Annotated in this window: 16 protein-coding genes and 1 pseudogene; 14 read left to right on the top strand and 3 right to left on the bottom strand. The window is 59.4% G+C overall.

Translation table 11 applies throughout. The annotated features are described in order from the left end of the window. Positions 1 to 2 precede the first annotated feature (2 nt). Positions 3 to 482, bottom strand: a complete 480-nt coding sequence (locus tag ACWKV5_RS17295; protein WP_483842269.1) for a VOC family protein — start codon at positions 480 to 482, stop codon at positions 3 to 5. A 304-nt stretch (positions 483 to 786) separates the two neighbouring features. Here ACWKV5_RS17295 and ACWKV5_RS17300 point away from each other — a divergent pair, with 304 nt between their 5' ends. The 4 genes and pseudogenes from ACWKV5_RS17300 (at position 787) to ACWKV5_RS17315 (ending at position 3,869) form a co-directional block, all read left to right on the top strand. Next, positions 787 to 1,347: a lipid-binding SYLF domain-containing protein gene (locus ACWKV5_RS17300; protein WP_483842270.1), complete on the top strand. Its 561-nt coding sequence runs from the start codon at positions 787 to 789 to the stop codon at positions 1,345 to 1,347. A gap of 131 nt (positions 1,348 to 1,478) precedes the next feature. Further along, positions 1,479 to 1,589: pseudogene (locus ACWKV5_RS17305) on the top strand (MurR/RpiR family transcriptional regulator); the annotation flags it as partial. 189 nt (positions 1,590 to 1,778) lie between these two features. After that, positions 1,779 to 2,885 carry an alkene reductase gene (locus ACWKV5_RS17310; RefSeq protein ID WP_483842271.1) on the top strand — a complete coding sequence of 369 codons (1,107 nt, stop codon included), beginning with the start codon at positions 1,779 to 1,781 and terminating at the stop codon, positions 2,883 to 2,885. Positions 2,886 to 3,506: 621 nt separating this feature from the next. Then, positions 3,507 to 3,869 (top strand): DUF6124 family protein, encoded by a 363-nt coding sequence (locus ACWKV5_RS17315; RefSeq protein ID WP_483842272.1) that lies wholly within the window; start codon positions 3,507 to 3,509, stop codon positions 3,867 to 3,869. 96 nt (positions 3,870 to 3,965) lie between these two features. Here ACWKV5_RS17315 and ACWKV5_RS17320 read toward each other — a convergent pair whose 3' ends face one another. Beyond that, positions 3,966 to 4,586: a dihydrofolate reductase family protein gene (locus ACWKV5_RS17320; RefSeq protein ID WP_483842273.1), complete on the bottom strand. Its 621-nt coding sequence runs from the start codon at positions 4,584 to 4,586 to the stop codon at positions 3,966 to 3,968. A 228-nt stretch (positions 4,587 to 4,814) separates the two neighbouring features. Between ACWKV5_RS17320 and ACWKV5_RS17325 the strand changes: the two genes are divergently transcribed. The 10 genes from ACWKV5_RS17325 to ACWKV5_RS17370 all read left to right on the top strand — a co-directional run bounded on the left by ACWKV5_RS17325 (position 4,815) and on the right by ACWKV5_RS17370 (position 16,579). Continuing rightward, positions 4,815 to 5,411, top strand: coding sequence for a paraquat-inducible protein A (locus ACWKV5_RS17325; protein WP_483842274.1), 597 nt, complete (start codon positions 4,815 to 4,817; stop codon positions 5,409 to 5,411). Then, the gene (locus tag ACWKV5_RS17330) at positions 5,408 to 6,064 is read left to right on the top strand and encodes a paraquat-inducible protein A (RefSeq protein WP_483842275.1); all 657 of its coding nucleotides are present in this window, start codon (positions 5,408 to 5,410) and stop codon (positions 6,062 to 6,064) included. The genes ACWKV5_RS17325 and ACWKV5_RS17330 overlap by 4 nt, the downstream gene beginning before the upstream one ends. Further along, a complete protein-coding gene (locus ACWKV5_RS17335; protein ID WP_483842276.1) occupies positions 6,045 to 7,703 on the top strand; it encodes a PqiB family protein in 1,659 nt (552 codons plus the stop codon). Before ACWKV5_RS17330 ends, ACWKV5_RS17335 begins: the two co-directional genes overlap by 20 nt. Before the next feature lie 32 nt (positions 7,704 to 7,735). Continuing rightward, positions 7,736 to 8,293 (top strand): PqiC family protein, encoded by a 558-nt coding sequence (locus tag ACWKV5_RS17340; protein ID WP_483842277.1) that lies wholly within the window; start codon positions 7,736 to 7,738, stop codon positions 8,291 to 8,293. Between the two features lie 250 nt (positions 8,294 to 8,543). After that, positions 8,544 to 9,167 (top strand): lipopolysaccharide core heptose(II)-phosphate phosphatase PmrG, encoded by a 624-nt coding sequence (gene pmrG, locus ACWKV5_RS17345; protein ID WP_483842278.1) that lies wholly within the window; start codon positions 8,544 to 8,546, stop codon positions 9,165 to 9,167. A gap of 102 nt (positions 9,168 to 9,269) precedes the next feature. Next, positions 9,270 to 11,018: a lipid IV(A) 4-amino-4-deoxy-L-arabinosyltransferase gene (arnT, locus tag ACWKV5_RS17350; protein WP_483842279.1), complete on the top strand. Its 1,749-nt coding sequence runs from the start codon at positions 9,270 to 9,272 to the stop codon at positions 11,016 to 11,018. Continuing rightward, a complete protein-coding gene (locus tag ACWKV5_RS17355; RefSeq protein WP_483842280.1) occupies positions 11,015 to 12,556 on the top strand; it encodes an ArnT family glycosyltransferase in 1,542 nt (513 codons plus the stop codon). The genes arnT and ACWKV5_RS17355 overlap by 4 nt, the downstream gene beginning before the upstream one ends. Positions 12,557 to 12,896: 340 nt before the next feature. Further along, positions 12,897 to 13,910 (top strand): iron ABC transporter substrate-binding protein, encoded by a 1,014-nt coding sequence (locus tag ACWKV5_RS17360; protein ID WP_483842281.1) that lies wholly within the window; start codon positions 12,897 to 12,899, stop codon positions 13,908 to 13,910. A 3-nt stretch (positions 13,911 to 13,913) separates the two neighbouring features. Further along, positions 13,914 to 15,512, top strand: a complete 1,599-nt coding sequence (locus ACWKV5_RS17365; protein WP_483842282.1) for an ABC transporter permease — start codon at positions 13,914 to 13,916, stop codon at positions 15,510 to 15,512. Then, positions 15,509 to 16,579, top strand: coding sequence for an ABC transporter ATP-binding protein (locus tag ACWKV5_RS17370; protein ID WP_483842283.1), 1,071 nt, complete (start codon positions 15,509 to 15,511; stop codon positions 16,577 to 16,579). The genes ACWKV5_RS17365 and ACWKV5_RS17370 overlap by 4 nt, the downstream gene beginning before the upstream one ends. Before the next feature lie 10 nt (positions 16,580 to 16,589). On the opposite strand, the gene ACWKV5_RS17375 is transcribed toward ACWKV5_RS17370, so the two are convergent. Further along, positions 16,590 to 17,528 (bottom strand): site-specific integrase, encoded by a 939-nt coding sequence (locus ACWKV5_RS17375; protein WP_483842284.1) that lies wholly within the window; start codon positions 17,526 to 17,528, stop codon positions 16,590 to 16,592. Positions 17,529 to 17,790 lie beyond the last annotated feature (262 nt).

The following is a 17,790-nucleotide window of genomic DNA, read 5'->3' on the forward strand; positions in this document are numbered from 1 at the left end:
CGCTAACGCCCCACCGCTGCTTCGATCGCCGCGATGTCGATCTTGCCCATTTGCATCATGGCCTCGAACGCGCGCTTGGCCACCGCTTGATCAGGATCGGTGACCGCGGCCGTCAACACACGCGGGGTGATCTGCCACGATAACCCCCACTTGTCCTGGCACCAGCCGCAGACATTTTCCGTGCCGCCGTTGCTGACAATCGCATGCCACAGGCGATCCGTTTCGGCTTGGTCGTCAGTCGCGACCTGGAACGAAAAGGCCTGGTTATGCTGGATCCCCGATCCGCCGTTCAGGCCCAGACACGGAATGCCCATCACCGTGAACTCAACCGTCAAGACATCGCCCTGCTTGCCCGCCGGATAGTCGCTCGGCGCGCGGTGGACGGCACCCACGGCACTGTCGGGAAATGTCTTGGCATAGAAGGTCGCAGCTTCCAGCGCGCTGCCGTCGTACCAGAGACAAATCGTGTTTTTGCTGATCATCTTGGTTCTCCTGGATTGGAACTCGAAGGTGCATTTTAGCAGCGCAGAGGATTACGGCCGGACACCAAGGAATTGATCGAGGTTCGAGGCGTGTCAGCCATCAGCGAACCCCGCCGTTACACAGTGGTCACAACAAGTGATGGCATCGCAACTGATCAGCGGCCCGGGGCCTCTAGTGTTCAAGCGCGACGCTTGCAATCCCAACCTTTCAGGGTGCGCCGGATAACGTCAGCAAACCCGGTTCCTGCCAGACGCAGGCACTGACTGCTGTTCCCGTCCAAGCTCCCTTTCTCGGAGTACGGTAATGACACAATCAATACGATTCCTCCTCTCGTTCTTCCTCGCGACAGCGGCATTGGCCTCGGCGAGCTTGCTCAACACAGCAGGTGCAGCCACCGCCGAGGATCTGAACGCCGACGCTCGGCAAGAATTGAAAATCCTCTACAAATCCACCCCCGCTGCAGAAACCCTTTCAAAACAGGCAAAGGCGATCCTGGTCTTCCCGAAAATCATCAAGGCCGGCCTGGTATTCGGCGGTAGTTATGGCGAAGGCGTATTAATGAAGGGCGACAAAGCAGTGGATTATTACAACTCCGTCAGCGGGTCCTGGGGGCTGCAAGCCGGCGCCCAGTCGTACGGCTATGTGGTGTTTCTGATGACCGACAAAGCGGTGAAATACCTCGCCGAAACCAAGGGCTGGGAAATCGGTGTAGGGCCAACGGTTGTTGTAGTGGATGAAGGGATTGCGAAGAACCTGTCCAGCTCAACGCTGAAGGATGACGCGTACGCGTTCATTACCGACCAGCAAGGCTTGATGGCCGGGGTCAGCATCGAAGGCACGAAGATTTCCCAGATCAAGCGCTGAAACCGTTGGATTGATTAGGCGTCGGGGCATCCCGACGAGCACTTTCCTGGTCGATTGCTGCCCGCCGTAATGGGCAGCAATCGGCCAGGCATTGAAACGACCTCCCCCTCCCCGATACAAAGCCCCCCCCTGCTGGCGTGATGGCGCGCAATAAAGAAGCGGTCAAACTCGCCACCGAACTGACGGAAAGCGTGATGTCGTACCTGCACATCCCTACCAGCGGAAAACCTGCGAAGAGGTGATTGTGTTAACCGGCTAGCCGACAGGCATTACAGCCGAAAAGTCCGAAGTGTTGGGAATCACAGCCCATTTATCCGCCTGGGGAAATCGCATTAACTAATGCCAAGCGCCTCAACCCCGAAAGCCACACGGCAATCGACCCAGGCAAATGATCAATGGCTCTACCCCTAACTCTTCAGACCGAGGCAATCATGTCCAAACTTCATTCCCCAGTTAACGTCGGCCCCTTCACCTTCGCCCACCGCGTTGTATTGGCACCGCTGACCCGGATGCGTGCCGAAGACGGCGCCCGCCCTGGCGCCTTGATGGCCGAGTACTACGCCCAGCGCACTTCCGAAGGCGGTTTCCTGATTGGTGAAGCCACCATCGCCGCGCCAAACGGCAATGGCTATCTCGGCGCACCGGGCCTGTTCGAGGACAGCCAGATCGCAGGTTGGAAACACGTCACTGACGCCGTGCACGCCAAAGGCGGCAAGATCTTCCTGCAGCTTTATCATGCGGGTCGCCAGTCCAATGTCGACGTGCAGCCTGCAGACAGTCTCCCGGTCGGCCCATCGGAAATCCTGCACGGCGGCGTGGCTTACACCACTGAAGGTTGGGTACCCAACACCCCGAACCGCGCCCTGACCATCGAAGAGATCGCAGAACAGGTAGAAAACTTCCGCACCGCAGCGGAACGCGGCGTGAAAGCCGGTTTTGACGGCGTGGAACTGCATGGCGCCAACGGTTATCTGGTCGATCAGTTCCTGCAGGACAACAGCAACAAGCGCACCGACAGTTACGGCGGCTCGTTCGAAAACCGCGCTCGTTTCCTGTTGGAAGTGACCAACGCGCTGATTTCCGTGTGGGGCAGTGATCGCGTGGCGGTACGTGTCGGCCCGAGCGGCACCTGGGGTGACATGGGCGACAGCGATCCGGAAGGCCTGTTTACCTACGTAGCGCAGCAACTGGCGCCGCTGAACCTGGCTTACCTGCACCTGATCGAGCCGCGGATCCTGGGCAACATCGAGGACGAAAATGCCGACCCGGCGCCGGTCGCAGCCCAACTGATGCGCAAACACTACAACGGCGTGATCATTGCTGCCGGTGGCTTCAACGGCGAATCCGCCGAGGCCATCATTCAGGCTGGCGACGCCGACCTGGTGGCCTTCGGTCGTCACTTCATCGCCAACCCGGACTTGCCGGAGCGCCTGCGCCACAATCTGCCGCTGAACGCTTATGACCGCCCAACCTTCTTTGGCGGTACCGAAGTGGGCTACACCGACTACGCGTTCTATCAAGAAGAAGCCACGGCGTAATGTCTTTTTCCGGGCGCCAGCTGCTGTAGCGCAAAGACCCAATGAAGCTCCCCTTGCGGTAATGCTGTTCACTTAAACGCAACGCTGTATCTGTGGCGAGGGAGCTTGCTCCCGCTGGGTCGCGAAGCGGCCCCCTTGCTTATCCAAAAAGAAGGGGACTGCTGCGCAGTCCAGCGGGAGCAAGCTCCCTCGCCACAAGTTTTCGTTTGTCCCGAGATTTTCTTAAGTGAACGGTATTACCCCCTTGTGGGGACTGACGCTTAAACAACGAAATTCCTGCCTGTTTAAACGAAGCCTCCTGTTACCACCCAAAGGCTACAACGCCTTGCGCCATCGCCTACGGGTAAGACAGAATCCGCCGGCTTGTGCGTCTTGGGCCCCGTCGTTAACTTGAGTCCCGTCACTGCTCATCAGTGATCGGGTCTGCAAGCCCGCCGGAATACCAGTCGCATAGCCCTGCCAACGGACGCTTGTTCAAGTCCGCGAAATGGCGGCTTTGTGCGGGAGACCTTCGGGTCTGCCGGGTTCCTGGTTTCCCGGTCTTGCAGACCCGCACATAGCTGCCACCCATCATCTGCAAGTGATGGTGGTAGCTCCTAATGAACAATCAGGAGTTTCACTATGAAAAAACCAACACCCAACCCACCGGACACTGACCCGGCATCGCCCTACGAATCCCTCGATTCGAAAAAATTCCACGAAGCGGCCGAACGCGCCCTCGACCACTACCTCAACCCGGCCGCCCAGATCATGGCCAGCAACCACGAACCTGAACCGATGTTCCTCGCCAACCCCAAGTACGACACCGAATCCCTGCTGGTCAATGCCAGCGAATCACTGGGCTCGGCCACCACCATGCTCAGTAATCTCGCGGCGCTACTGGACAACTCAAACCGCAAGACACTGCTGGGGATTACACAAGTGGTGATGTTGGGGGAATTGGCGGTGAATCAGGTATTGGATAAGGTTGAAGTGAAGGTGTAAGCACAGATCCTCTGTGGCGAAGAACCGGTTCGTCGCCACAGAGGGAGAATCGATTACCCATTGGGTGGAACAGAAGACCGCCGATGGCCATGCTATTCATTTATCAAACGTACCGGTGCGCACCTCCCCGTCGCGCACATACCGGGTGATCAGCACACCGTTGGACGTGCAGGTGGAGTTCACCAACGTCAAGGCCGAAGCCTGCGCCGTGTCGTCGAACAAGCGCTTGCCGCGCCCCAGCATGACGGGAAACGTCATCAGCCGAAGTTCATCGACCAATCCGGCAGCAAGCAGTTGGCGCACCAGATCGCCGCTGCCCTGCGTCAACAGGTCGGCACCCTCTTGTTGCTTGAGCGCACGTATCGCATCGGCAATGTCCCCATCCAAGGCATGACTGTTCTGCCATTCCAGCGTATCGGGGCGATGCGTGGCCACATGCTTGGTGGCACGGTTGAACAGGTCAGCAATGCAATGGCTATGTGAATCGGCTGTTTGCCGCGGCCAATACGCCGCAAATATGTCGTAGGTGCGACGCCCCAGCAGCAACTCGAACGGCTGCGAGAACAAGTCCTGTACCGCCTCGCCGGAGACCTTGTCGGCGTGGGGCACGATCCAGCCACCGAAGCGGAATTCGTCGCTGGTGTCTTCGTCAGGGCCGCCGGGGGCTTGCATAACGCCGTCCAGACTCAGGAAAGCGGCAACGGTGAGCTTGCGCATGGTCTTCTCCTGTTAAGTGCATGTTCCGGGAATGCCGGGGATCACAGCGTATCCGCCGTCTCATTCCTTAGTAGATAGTCGAACGAGCTGCTGCGAAATCGACAGTACGCCGAACAAATGAAGGTTCACCGATACAGCACCGTTTCGACTTTCGATTTGCTCAATTGCGAGGCACTTCTATATTGAGGAGGTGCTCTGAACTTCCTGCCTACTGTTGAGCCTTGGCCCATGGCGAATACTGATCAATTGATCATCTGCGAGCACTGCGACTGTGTGTATGAAAAAGTCACGCTCGCCAAACACCAGAAAACCCTGTGCACCCGCTGCGGCGGCGTGCTCCAGCGTTACAACGGCCTGACGGTCGAGCAACGACTGGCGTTGACGTTCACGGCGTTGGTGCTGTGGATTTTCGCCAATTTCTATCCGGTCATGAGCATCAGCCTCAAAGGCCTGAAAAACAGCGCAACCCTGTGGGATTCGGTCATGGCCCTGAGCCTGGGGCCGATCACCTTCATCGCGATGGTCGCAGCGATTGCCATGATCATCGCGCCGATTTTCCAGCTGTTGCTGCTGATCTGGGTCCTGGGTTTTGCCCTCTCGCACCGACGTGCCCCCGGTTTTAAATTCTGCATGCGCTGGCTCGAATCCTTGCGGCCGTGGAGCATGCTCGAAGTCTGCCTGCTTGGGGCAATGGTCGCGGTGATCAAACTGGCCGGACTGCTCGACGTGCTGCCCGGCATCGGCCTGTTTGCCCTGGCCGTGCTCAGCCTGATGATGATCCGCATCGCCGGGCGCGATATCCGTGAATTGTGGGACATCCTATGAACACGCCCCCGGTCGCCAGAGACCTCAACCTCTGCCTGTGCCATACCTGCGGCATGGCCTGCGACATGACCGGTGAGCCTCACGAATGCGAGCGCTGCGGCGCGCCGCTGCACCGGCGTAAAACCAACTCGCTGACCCGCACCTGGGCCTACATGTTCACCGCCCTGGCGTTTTACGTGCCGGCAAACCTGTTGCCGGTGATGAACACCAAGATGGTCGGCAATGGCGCCGACAGCACGATCATGAGCGGCGTGCTGGAATTTTGGGAGGCCGGTGCGTGGGACATTGCCCTGATCATTTTCATTGCGAGTATCGCGGTACCGGGCATCAAGTTCGCGGCGCTGACCTTGCTGCTGGTGACCGTCAAGCGCGAGAGCCTGTGGGCACGCAAGGAGCGGTCGAAGCTGTACCGCTTCGTCGAGGTCATCGGCTACTGGTCGATGCTCGATGTGATCGTGGTGGCGCTGGTCGCCTCACTGGTGAAGTTTCAAGCCCTGGCCGACATTGAACCGCGCCCGGGCATTCTGTTTTTCGGTTTGGTGGTGGTGTTCACCATGCTGGCGGCGATGAGTTTCGACCCGCGCCTGATCTGGGATAAAAAGCGGGAATACCCACAAAACGAGGAGGTCATGGATGAAGTCGCAAGCCACTGAAGGGCCTCAAGCCCCCGGACAGGCCCCGGTCAAGACCGGTCGCAGTCTCTCACTGGTCTGGATCGTGCCCATTGTTGCGGTGTTGGTGGGGTTGTCACTGGTGGTCCACAGCATCTTGCAGGAAGGCCCGACGATCACGGTCACGTTCAAGACCGGTTCCGGCCTTACGGCCAACAAGACCGAGGTCAAATACCGCAACGTGGTGATCGGCCAGGTCTCGGACGTGGAGCTGAGCGACGACCAGAAGAGTGTCAACGCCACGATCAAACTGACCAAACAGGCCGAAAGCTTCACCCGTTCAGACTCGCAGTTCTGGGTCGTACGGCCACGCATCGGTGCTGGCGGGGTTTCGGGCATTGATACCTTGCTGTCCGGGGATTACATCGGCGCCGACATTGGCCAGGCCAATGGCCGCTCGAAAAACTTCACGGGCCTGGAAAACCCGCCACCGATCACTTACGGCGAGCCGGGCAAACGGTTCACCTTGCACACACCGGACCTCGGATCGCTGGACATCGGTTCACCGGTCTATTACCGCAAGATACAGGTCGGTCAGGTGGTGGCCTATGCGCTGGACCCGGATGGCAAAGGCGTAAATATCGACCTGTTCATCCATGCGCCCAATGACCAGTACGTCACCGAAAACACCCGATTCTGGAATGCCAGCGGTGTCGACGTGAGCGTCGGCGCCAACGGCTTCGCGCTCAAGACCGAGTCCTTGTCCGCCTTGCTGGTGGGCGGTATCGCCTTCCGCGCACCGGATTACAACCCGAACGACAAACCGGCCGCCGAAGAGTATGCCTACGAGCTGTTCGAAGATCAGCAAACCGCCCTCGCCCCGCCCAATGGCAAGGCACAGTTCCTGGCCCTGCGTTTCGATCAGGCCATGCGCGGGCTCAAGGTCGATGCACCGGTGGAATTCCTCGGCATGGAAATCGGCAAGGTGGTGTCGGTTAACCTGGATTTTGACCCGGTAAAACGCACCTTCCCGGTCAACGTCGGCATCGTGATCTACCCGCAACGCCTGGGTCAGGCCCACACCAAAATGATCAAGGCGCTCAATCATGACCCCAATGACGAAGCGGCTGGCGTTCGGATGATCGGCACCTTCATCGAAAACGGCCTGCGTGCCCAGGCGCGTACCGGCAACCTGCTGACCGGCCAGTTGTACATCGCCCTGGACTTCTACCCCAAAGCGGAGAAAGTGGCTTTCGACGCGACCGCGCGCCCGGTCATGATTCCAACGCTTCCGGGCAGCCTCGAACAGTTGCAGGAAAAACTCGAAGCCATGATCACCAAGATCAACAAGCTGCCCGTGGAACGCATTGCCGACAACCTCGACAGCAACCTTGTGGAACTGCGCAAAGGCCTGGTGAAATTCAACAGCAAGACACTCCCCGGCGTAGATTCCACTCTGTCAGACGTCGGCAAAACCCTGCAATCGGCCAATACAACACTGCAATCGGCTAACTCCACCATTGCCGAAGATTCGCCACAAAGGGAAAAACTGGGGCAGACCCTGGATGAGCTTTCACGCACGGCGCGATCGTTGCGTGAACTGGCGGATTACCTGGGCCGCCATCCGGAATCGCTGATTCGTGGTCGACCTGACAATGCCGCGGCAAAGGACCTGAAATAATGACCGGGCCGCAGAAGAAAGGAGCAATACCTATGGCTTTTTTGCCGAAGCTCGCCTTGGTCACTGCGCTGTTGCTGCTCGCAGCCTGCCGCAGTGATCCCGTTCACTACCACACCCTGATGCCGGCTCAAACGGGCGGTGCGACGCACTCCAGCGCGGGGTCCATCGAGATTGAGAGCCTCAGTGTGCCGGCGCAGGTCGATCGGCCACAGGTAGTGATTCGCCAAGGCAACAGCGGCCTGGTGCTGCTTGAAACCGAATGGTGGGGGGCGTCGTTGGCGGATGAGTTTCGAAGTGCGCTGGTGGATCAATTGGCCAACGCCAACCCTCCACGCAAGTTGTCGTTGCGCATCGATTTGCAGCGCTTTGACTCCGTTCCGGGACAATACGGGCTGATCGATGCAACGTGGCGCTTGCGCGTCGCCGGCGAAGGCAAAAACGCTGCAATCACTTGTCGCAGCACCCTGCAAACGCCTTCCGGAGCAACCATCGAAGATCTGGCCCTGGCCCAGCAGAACAACGTCAAGCGCCTGGCTGCACAAATCATCCAGGCGGCCAGGGGAACACAACAGAGTTGCCCGTCCTCTTGAGCCCCTTTTCTTAAACGTCGGGCACTGTTCAGCGGTGCCCCGGTCACCGCTGAACTAACCGTTGCATGACGGCTTTATTTCATAAACAAAGCGCCGACAGCTTTCGAGTAAAAGATAAGAATTTTCAATAACTAACTAAGTTAATCCCGCCTTCCCCCTGCGCAATTTTTTCACATTCGTTTCACTCCTCCGCTACCTGCGCGGCTCTAGTTTTGCTCGTAATTCTTCTACTTCAGATTACGAACAAAACATGACTTCGCGCATAGTAAAACTGGCCTCACTGATCACCGCCTCAGTGGTTGCTGTTGTCGTCACGGGTTTTGTCTTGTGGCCGAGATCGCCCACTCACTTGGCCAGCGCCGATAGCGCCGCCAAGTCTGAACTGTTGCAAGACTGGCAGGCTGGCGAGGTCGTAGCGCTGGTCCGTCACGCCGAACGGTGCGACCAATCCAGCAACCCTTGCCTGGGGCCAGCGGACGGTATTACCCGGCTCGGCAATGAGTCTTCTACGGCAGTCGGCCAGCACTTCATGCACTTGGGGATGGCGCAAACCGATGTGTTGAGCAGCTCGACCACGCGCACGATACAAACGTCGCACGCCATGTTCGGCAACGACCCGAAGACTCAGGAATGGCTGGCCAGTTGTGGCAAGACACTGCGCAACGACGTGGTCGCGCACAAGCAGGCTCATCGCAATCTGGTGCTGGTCTCTCACAGTGGTTGTATCGGCGACTTCCTGGCCGAGACCGGTTTCCCGCATGCGGCCAAGAGTGAATATGGCAGTTCACTGTTCCTGCGCATCGACACTAACGGGCAACTTCAAGTGCTCGGCATTGTTAACCCCGAAGACTGGAACGCTGTGCAGGGCCAATAAAACTCGCCATCACTCGCCACCGACTCAACTTGAGTTACCCCACTGCCTATTGAACTTCGCTACCCACGCTGCCCGCTCGCGGTATTGCGCCAAGGACGAGTCATGACTTCACATAACCCACTGCCCCTTTCTGCGGTTCAGTCAAGCCGCGCTCGCGACCCCATCGAGCGATGGCTCGTGCCCGGCCTGCTGTTGGCGTTTGTAGTTTTTTACCTGCTGGCGCTGGTGACGCACGGGTTGTGGATTCCCGATGAAGCCCGCTACGGCCAGATCAGCCAGGAGATGCTCCTGAGCGGCAACTGGGTCGCGCCGCACTTCATGGGTATTCGCTACTTCGAAAAACCCATCGCCGGCTACTGGATGATTGCCATCGGTCAGGCGATCTTCGGCGATAACCTGTTCGGTGTGCGTATTGCTTCTGCAGTGAGTACCGGGCTGAGTGTCTGGCTGACTTACCTGATCGCCCGCAGGCTGTGGAACGATCCGCGCAAAAGCGCTGCCTGCGCGCTGCTGTACATGAGTTTCGGGCTGATTGCCGGTCAGGCCGGTTACGCCAACCTCGATCCGCAATTCACCCTTTGGGTCAACCTGAGCCTGGTCGCGCTGTGGTTTGCCATCGACAGCCATACGTCTCGAAGCAAAGCAGGTGCGTGGGCATTGATGGGGTTTGCCTGTGGCATGGGCTTCATGACCAAAGGCTTTCTGGCGTGGCTGTTACCGGTGTTGATCGCCCTGCCCTACATGATCTGGCAACGACGCATGGGGGAACTGTTGCGTTACGGTTCGCTCGCCGTGATGGTCGCGGTCGCGGTGTGCTTGCCGTGGGTGCTCGCCATCGCGCATCGGGAGCCGGACTTCTGGAATTTCTTCTTCTGGAATGAACACGTGCGCCGGTTCGCCGCCGATGATGCGCAACACGCACGGCCATGGTGGTTCTATCTGCCGCTGCTGGTCGCGTCGAGCCTGCCGTGGGCTGCATTGCTGCCGAGCACGTTGATCAACGCCTGGAAGCAAAAACGCCAACCCGCCATCGCGTTCATGCTGCTGTGGTTGATGTTGCCACTGGCGTTCTTCAGCTTGAGCAGCGGCAAGCTGCCGACCTACATCATGCCGTGCCTGTTGCCGTTGGCCCTGCTGATCGGGCACACGGTCATGGAACAGCTGAATCAGGGACGAGGCCGTTCAATCCGCATCAATGGTGTGATCAACATCAGCGTGGGCACGGCGGCGCTGATCGCCTTGCTCTATATGCAAACCAGCAAGGAGATCTACCAGAACACTGAGATGTTCAGCCTGTCCCTGGTGTTCATCGTGTTGATCGGCTGGATCATTTCCAACGCCTTGCAAGTCATGCGGCCATTGACGTTTTGGGCGATGCCCGCCGTCGGTATCTGGCTGCTGGTTGCGTTGGCACCGGCCGCAATGCCCTCGCAGATCGTCAACAGCAAGATGCCGGATCAGTTTATCGCCGAGCACCTCGATGCCTTGGCGCACACCTCTTCATTGCTGAGTAATGATCTAGGGGCGGCTTCGGCGTTGTCCTGGCGTTTGAAGCGGCCACAAGTCGATCTGTTCAATACCATAGGCGAGCTGAAATACGGCCTCGCTGACCCTGCCATGGACTCACGCAAAGTCACCAAGGACAGTGTCGGGAAGTGGATGACCGAAGCACGGAAAAAAGGCGCGGTCGGGGTGGTCATGCGGGTGAACAGCGTCCAGGAAGTGCAGGAAGTCGAGCTGCTGCCTATCGACGGCGTGCGCTATCAGCGAGGCAATCTGCAGATCCTGATATTTCCGAAAACCGGCCCTGAAAGCGTTTCTGCCAACGTGCCAACTGGGAACCCGTCATGAAATTCTGGGCCAGTGACAAGGGCCGGTTAACGCTGCTGCTGGGTGTCACTGCGCTGATTCTGTTGTTGGGCCTGGGCACCCGCGAGTTGTGGGGCGCGGAAACACGCTGGGCCAACATCGCGTTGCAGATGCTGCAAAGCGGCGACTATTTCGACCCTTATCTCAAGGGTGGCGCCTATTACGACAAGCCGCTGCCCTCCTATTGGCTGATCACGGCCTCCGCCTGGTTGACCGGCGGTCTGGACCATTGGTCATTGCGCCTGTCTTCGGTAATAGCCGCGTGGCTGAGCGTGTGGCTGGTTTACCTGATTGGCGAACAGCTGTTTCGTAAAGGCACCGGTTTGATTGCCGGGTGGATGCTGGCGACCACCTTCTATTTTGTCTTCTGGGCACGGGTGGCCACGGCCGACATCCTGACGGTGTGCGGCGTGCTGGCGGCGGTGTGGTGGTATTGGCGCGGACCGGACGACACCCGCCTCGGCCGCTACCTGGTATTTTTCCTGCTGCTGTCCCTGACTTCGCTGTTCAAAGGCTTGATCGGTTTCATCCTGCCGGGCTTGTTGCTGTTGCCGCATCTGGTGCAGCAAGGACGCTGGAAACGCCACCTCAATCGGCGGCTGTGTACCGCCCTGCTGATCGCCGGTGTTTTCTACATGACCCCGTTCATGCTGTCGCATGTCTACGGTGCACCGACCTATGGTGAAAGTGGCCTGGGCCTGGTGTTGCGCGAGAACGTCGTCCGGTTTTTCCAGCCATTCGATAACATCGGTCCGATTTACACCTATCTGCTTTACCTCCCCGTCTACACCTTGCCGTGGGCACCTTGCTGGCTGTTGGCGTGCGGGGTCGCGTTGCGCAACTGGCGCAGTGTCGAGCCCACTACACGCTGGCTGATCTGGGGCCTGGGGTTACTGATGCTGTTTTTTACCGCCAGTGGCAGTCGACGCAGCTACTACGTGCTGCCGCTTGTGCCCTTCGCGCAATTGCTGGGCGCGTGGTGGATTACCCGGCGCATGGCTGAACGCAACGCGACCGGCACGTTTGCCAGTCGCGGCTTGAGGATCGGTTTCGGGGTGAGCGCAGTCGCCCTGATGGCCGTGCTCGGTGTGCTGTATCCCTGGACCAACAGCGGTGGCGGCGTGGTGGATTTCGGTGACACGGTCAAGCTTGAGGCCAGCAAACGGGCGCCCTTGAATCACTGGCGCATGGTGATGATCGACGTCGACAACAAAGTGCCCCTGTACCTGCAGACCGGCGGGCCAGCGTTTTTTTACGTACAGCAAACCGAGGACTTTCCCCGCACCGGCGACACCGCCGCGCTGATGGCCTGGCTGGACCGCACCAGCGGCCAGCACTGGAATCCGCAGCGCACCATTGTTATCGCGCAGTACCGCAATGGCGATGCACTGCCGCTGAACTACCTGAGTGCCGACCACCAGGTGATCACCACCACGCCCACCAACGGCGAGCGGCTGTTTCACGCCCGTGAAGACCAGAGCGTCGCGTTTATTCCCGAGCCGTCCACCACGAAGAATTGAAACGCCTGGCCCCGCTTCCCGGCGTGCCTTTGAGAACGGTACTATCCTTTCGCCACCTTTTACACATGAGCGGCCGCCCGCCGGTTGCTCACAACGAGGTGTGTGGAAGGAAATTCTGCCGGGGATGAACCTGACATCGTTTGATATCAGTTCCGGCGGGCAAGGCGCTGAGGGGCTGCTAATCTGAATGAAAATGACATGTATTAACGGTTTCTTTGACGTTTTTTTCTCATTTTGCGTTCTACATTCCCTGCCACTCAAAATCATGCAAATGATTCGCATTGATTTGCTAGCGAATCGGCGTGCATGACACCTAAAAAGAACAGGAGCCGCCCCCAGAATGACGCCCTCAATTCCTTCGTTCCTCAAAACCGCACTGCTGACCACTGCACTGCTCAGCGCCGGACACGTGTATGCCGCGGAAACCGCCGGTATCGTGGTCTACAACGCCCAACACGAAAGCCTGACCAAGGCCTGGGTCGAGGGGTTTACTCAGGAAACCGGGATTCCCGTCACCTTGCGCAATGGCGACGACACGGAGATGGGCAACCAGATCGTACAAGAAGGCGCCGCCTCCCCGGCCGATGTGTTCCTGACCGAGAACTCCCCGGCCATGGTGCTGGTGGACAACGCCGGCCTGTTTGCACCGGTCGCGCCGACCACGCTGGAACAAGTCGAGGCGGCTTATCGTCCGGCGCATGGCAAATGGGTCGGGATCGCTGCGCGCTCCACTGTATTCGTCTACAACCCGAGCAAGCTGCCTGAAGCCGATCTGCCAAAATCGCTGATGGACCTCGCCGGCCCCAACTGGAAAGGCCGTTGGGGCGCCTCGCCCGGCGGTGCCGATTTCCAGGCCATCGTCGCCGCCGTGCTGGAACTCAAAGGCGAAGCCGCCACCCTCGAATGGCTTAAAGGCTTGAAAACCAACGCCACGATTTATCGCGGCAACAGCGCCGTGCTCAAGGCCGTCAACGCCGGTCAGGTCGACAGCGGTGTGATCTATCACTATTACAGCTTCGGCGATCAAGCCAAGACCGGCGAAAACAGCAAGAACACCGCCCTGTACTACTTCAAGCACAAAGACCCGGGGGCCTTTGTCAGCGTCTCCGGTGGTGGCGTCCTGGCCTCCAGCAAACACAAGGAAGAAGCACAGGCACTGCTGAAGTGGATCACGGGTAAAGAAGGCCAGAAAGTCCTCGAAACCGGTAAATCCTTCGAATACGCCGTGGGCAAGAACGCGCCCTCCAATCCTAAACTGGTGCCTTTGCAGCAACTCGACGCGCCAGCTGTCGATGCCTCGAAACTCGACAGCAAAAAAGCCGTGGAGTTGATGACTCAGGCGGGACTGCTCTAATTGATGCCTGAAACCTTGCCAGGGGGCGTCGCCACGGCGATGCCCTCGAACTTGCGACGACGTTCCCGTGGCGTCTTCGCAGGTCGCGGCGGCGTGTGGGTGATCGGTTTGTCCGTACTGGTCTCCCTCCTGTCGCTGTTGCCGATTGCCTTCGTCATCGGCGTGTCGATTCAAACGGGCTGGTCGGCCATCGTGCCGCTGGTCTTTCGGCCTCGTGTCGCTGAATTACTGATCAACACCGTGTTGCTGGTGGTGATCACCATTCCGTTGTGCGTGATGCTGGGCCTGGCGCTGGCCTGGCTGACAGAGCGCACCAATCTGCCGGGCCGACGCGGCTGGTCACTGCTGGCCACTGCCCCGCTGGCCGTGCCGGCTTTTGTCCACAGCTATGCGTGGGTGAGCCTGGTGCCACCGATTCACGGGTTGTTTGCCGGCGTGCTGGTCTCGGTCATCGCCTACTTCCCGTTCCTGTACCTGCCGATTGCCGCCACCCTGCGCCGGCTCGATCCGGCCATCGAGGACGTTGGCGAATCACTGGGGCTCAAACCGTGGGCGGTGTTCTTTCGGTTGGTGCTGCCACAGCTGCGCCTGGCCATTTGCGGGGGCGCCTTGTTGGTGGGCCTGCACTTGCTCGCGGAATATGGCCTGTACGCGATGATCCGCTTCGACACCTTCACCACCGCGATCTTTGACCAGTTCAAATCCACCTTCAACGGCCCTGCCGCCAACATGCTGGCCAGTGTGCTGGCGCTGTGTTGCCTGGCAATGCTGACCGCCGAATCCGCTGCGCGCGGCACGGCGCGTTACGCCCGGGTCGGATCAGGAAGTGCACGCGCTCAGCGGGTTGTACGCCTGGGCCCATGGGACATCGCGCTCGGCCTGCTCCTGCAAGGCATCACCTGCGCACTGGCGCTGGGCGTGCCATTGATCACGCTCGGCAAGTGGCTGATTGCGGGCGGTACGGAGGTCTGGCAACTGGATGACCTGATGCCGGCGTTGCAACAAACGTTGCTGTTAGGCGCTGCAGGCGCGGTCCTCACCACCTGCGCTGCGATCCCGATTGCCTGGCTGTCGATTCGCTCGCCGGGCCGGCTGCAACGGGTACTGGAAAGCTGCAACTACATCACCAGCTCGTTGCCGGGGATTGTCGTTGCGTTGGCCCTGGTCACGTTCACCATCCATTTTGCCCGGCCGATTTACCAGACCACGATCACCGTGTTGCTGGCGTATCTACTGATGTTCCTGCCCCGAGCGCTGGTGAGTCTACGGGCCGGTATTGCCCAGGCACCGGTGGAGCTGGAAAACATTGCGCGCAGCCTCGGCCGCTCACCGGGTCGGGCCTTGTGGCTGATCACCCTGCGCCTGGCCGCGCCGGGGGCTGCCGCCGGCGCTGCACTGGTGTTTCTGGCGATCACCAACGAGCTCACCGCCACCCTGCTGCTGGCGCCCAATGGCACGCGCACCCTGGCCACCGGCTTCTGGGCCCTGACCAGTGAAATCGACTATGCCGCCGCCGCACCTTATGCCCTGTTGATGATCCTGCTGTCGCTACCGCTGACCGGACTTCTTTATCACCAATCCAAACGAACGGCTGGCCGATGAACGCACTTGAACTGCATGCCATTTCCAAGTCCTACGGCGACCATCAGGCGCTGGAGAGCATCAACCTGTCGGTGCCCGCCGGCAGCCGGACGGTGATTGTCGGCCCGTCGGGTTCAGGCAAGACCACCCTGTTGCGGATGATCGCCGGCTTCGAGTTCCCGGACACCGGCCGCCTGTCGCTCAACGGCCAGACACTCGTCGACAACACCCACGAGGTGCCGGCGCATCAGCGCCTGATTGGTTACGTGCCCCAAGACGGCGCCCTGTTCCCGCACATGACCGTGGCCGCGAATATCGGCTTCGGGCTTGCGAGCAAGGGCAGTGAAAAAAGCGAGCGTATCGCCGAGCTGATGGACAGCGTGTCCCTCGACGCAAACATGGCCAATCGTTGGCCCCACGAGCTCTCCGGCGGCCAGCAACAGCGTGTGGCGCTGGCCCGGGCGTTGGCGCAACAGCCGCGCCTGATGCTGCTGGACGAACCGTTTTCCGCCCTCGATACCGGCTTGCGCGGTGCCATGCGCAAAATGGTCGCCCGGCTGCTGTCCGATGCCGGCGTCACCACCATCCTGGTCACCCATGACCAGAGCGAAGCGCTGTCGTTTGCCGATCAACTGGCGGTGATGCGCGACGGTCGGCTGGTGCAGTCAGGCCATCCCCTGGATCTTTACCGCTACCCCGACGACGAACAGACCGCGCTGTTTCTCGGCGATGCGGTGGTCATGCCGGCCCGAATCGAAGCTGGTTGGGCGCATTGCGACCTCGGCCGGATACCGGTGAACAACCACCGCAATAACAGTGCCGCGCAGATCATGCTGCGTCCCGAACAACTGCAACTGGTCAGCGCCCAGCCCAATCCCACCGAGGCTGCCGGCTGCCGCGCGGTGGTCACTGAACGGGATTTCAGCGGCAACTCCTGCACATTGACCGTGGAGCTGGAAGCCTCGAGTGCCGGTGAACAGGCCGGACGGTCATTAACGGTTCGCAGCTCGGGCATGTATGCGCCCCCTGCCGGCAGCGCGGTTCACGTCTCGACCATCGGCCATGCCCACGTGTTCAGCGACGCCTGACAGAGGTGCGTCAAAGGTCAAAGCGATCCACTGCGCGACGCCGCTCGTTGTCGTCGCGCACATCGTAGTTGGCGGTTGTCTGGATGTTGCTGTGATGCGCCAGTTTCTGCGCGATCGATAAGTCGTGTTCCTCGATCACGCGAGTGATGAATGAACGTCGAAAATCATGCGGCATGATCTTGACCCCGACTTCAGCACCGCGCTGGCGCGCAATGTAATAGATCGCATGCTTGGTCACGCGCTCGCGGGTGATATGGCTGCCACGGCGGATGCGGTTGAACAGAAACGAGTCATCCACCTCGCCTTCCTTGAGCTGGGATCGACGGAACGCCAGCCAGGCTTCCAGCTTGGCGAAGGCCCAGGCCGGCGCGTACTTGATCAATTGCTTGTTGCCCTTGGCGGTGACCCGCAGGCTGCGCTCGGCAAAGTCGACCTGTGACAGCTCGAGGTTCACCGACTCGGACTTGCGCATCCCCGAACCGTACAAAATCCCGATGATCGCCGCGTCCCGCAACCCTTGTGGGCGTGGATCGGCAGCACACACCGCCATCAACTCCTGGATCAGCGTGCGCCGCAAGTTGCGCCCTTGCGACAGCCGGGTGCCGGCAATGCCTTTGACCGAGCGCATTTTCAGCAGGTGTTCCTGACTGATCAGGCTCATGCGCCACGCCTCATTCATCACCCCGCGTACCGCGTTCACGTACAACGAAGACGTGTTGGGCGCGTAGCCGTCTTCGCGCAACGCCGCGACCAGCGCAATGACATCTTCTGGCTGTAGCTGATGCCAGGGAATTTCCTCGATGTTCATGTCTTCGAAGCCCAACCGGTCGGCGGCATCCTGCAAAACATAACGCATGGTCAGCTGGCTGGAGGGCGCTAGCCGGGCCAGGTATACCGTCAACGGGTTGGTCTTTGATGCAACAGGATGGGTAACAGGTAAGTCAGTCAAACGAAACGGCCTTGAGTTAAAACACTGCAGTAAAACAACTAAGGATTGAAACATTCCTCATATAAAGCGGAGACTTCCGTAGGACTTTTCTTCTAAAAACCGCGATGAGCGGCAGGAGTCTGAACAGTGCCTGTATGACTCTCATATAAACGAATTGCCGACCGGGTTTTCATGTTCCTTTCACGAAATTGCGCATACCCTCAATGAGTCGCGGCTGTCCCTCACAGGCCCCCAACGTGCCGACTGAAACAGAAAAAGTCAA

This window comes from Pseudomonas oplopanacis, assembly GCF_057128725.1.

What these genes read in the sequence shown, in the direction of transcription:
- ACWKV5_RS17335 (WP_483842276.1), top strand. Translation starts at nt 6,045, where the DNA reads ATGAAGTCGCAAGCCACTGAAGGGCCTCAAGCCCCCGGACAGGCCCCG.
- ACWKV5_RS17310 (WP_483842271.1), top strand. Translation starts at nt 1,779, where the DNA reads ATGTCCAAACTTCATTCCCCAGTTAACGTCGGCCCCTTCACCTTCGCC.
- ACWKV5_RS17355 (WP_483842280.1), top strand. Translation starts at nt 11,015, where the DNA reads ATGAAATTCTGGGCCAGTGACAAGGGCCGGTTAACGCTGCTGCTGGGT.
- ACWKV5_RS17300 (WP_483842270.1), top strand. Translation starts at nt 787, where the DNA reads ATGACACAATCAATACGATTCCTCCTCTCGTTCTTCCTCGCGACAGCG.
- ACWKV5_RS17370 (WP_483842283.1), top strand. Translation starts at nt 15,509, where the DNA reads ATGAACGCACTTGAACTGCATGCCATTTCCAAGTCCTACGGCGACCAT.
- ACWKV5_RS17365 (WP_483842282.1), top strand. Translation starts at nt 13,914, where the DNA reads ATGCCTGAAACCTTGCCAGGGGGCGTCGCCACGGCGATGCCCTCGAAC.
- ACWKV5_RS17315 (WP_483842272.1), top strand. Translation starts at nt 3,507, where the DNA reads ATGAAAAAACCAACACCCAACCCACCGGACACTGACCCGGCATCGCCC.
- ACWKV5_RS17320 (WP_483842273.1), bottom strand. Translation starts at nt 4,586, where the DNA reads ATGCGCAAGCTCACCGTTGCCGCTTTCCTGAGTCTGGACGGCGTTATG.
- ACWKV5_RS17360 (WP_483842281.1), top strand. Translation starts at nt 12,897, where the DNA reads ATGACGCCCTCAATTCCTTCGTTCCTCAAAACCGCACTGCTGACCACT.
- pmrG (WP_483842278.1), top strand. Translation starts at nt 8,544, where the DNA reads ATGACTTCGCGCATAGTAAAACTGGCCTCACTGATCACCGCCTCAGTG.
- ACWKV5_RS17330 (WP_483842275.1), top strand. Translation starts at nt 5,408, where the DNA reads ATGAACACGCCCCCGGTCGCCAGAGACCTCAACCTCTGCCTGTGCCAT.
- arnT (WP_483842279.1), top strand. Translation starts at nt 9,270, where the DNA reads ATGACTTCACATAACCCACTGCCCCTTTCTGCGGTTCAGTCAAGCCGC.
- ACWKV5_RS17325 (WP_483842274.1), top strand. Translation starts at nt 4,815, where the DNA reads ATGGCGAATACTGATCAATTGATCATCTGCGAGCACTGCGACTGTGTG.
- ACWKV5_RS17340 (WP_483842277.1), top strand. Translation starts at nt 7,736, where the DNA reads ATGGCTTTTTTGCCGAAGCTCGCCTTGGTCACTGCGCTGTTGCTGCTC.
- ACWKV5_RS17295 (WP_483842269.1), bottom strand. Translation starts at nt 482, where the DNA reads ATGATCAGCAAAAACACGATTTGTCTCTGGTACGACGGCAGCGCGCTG.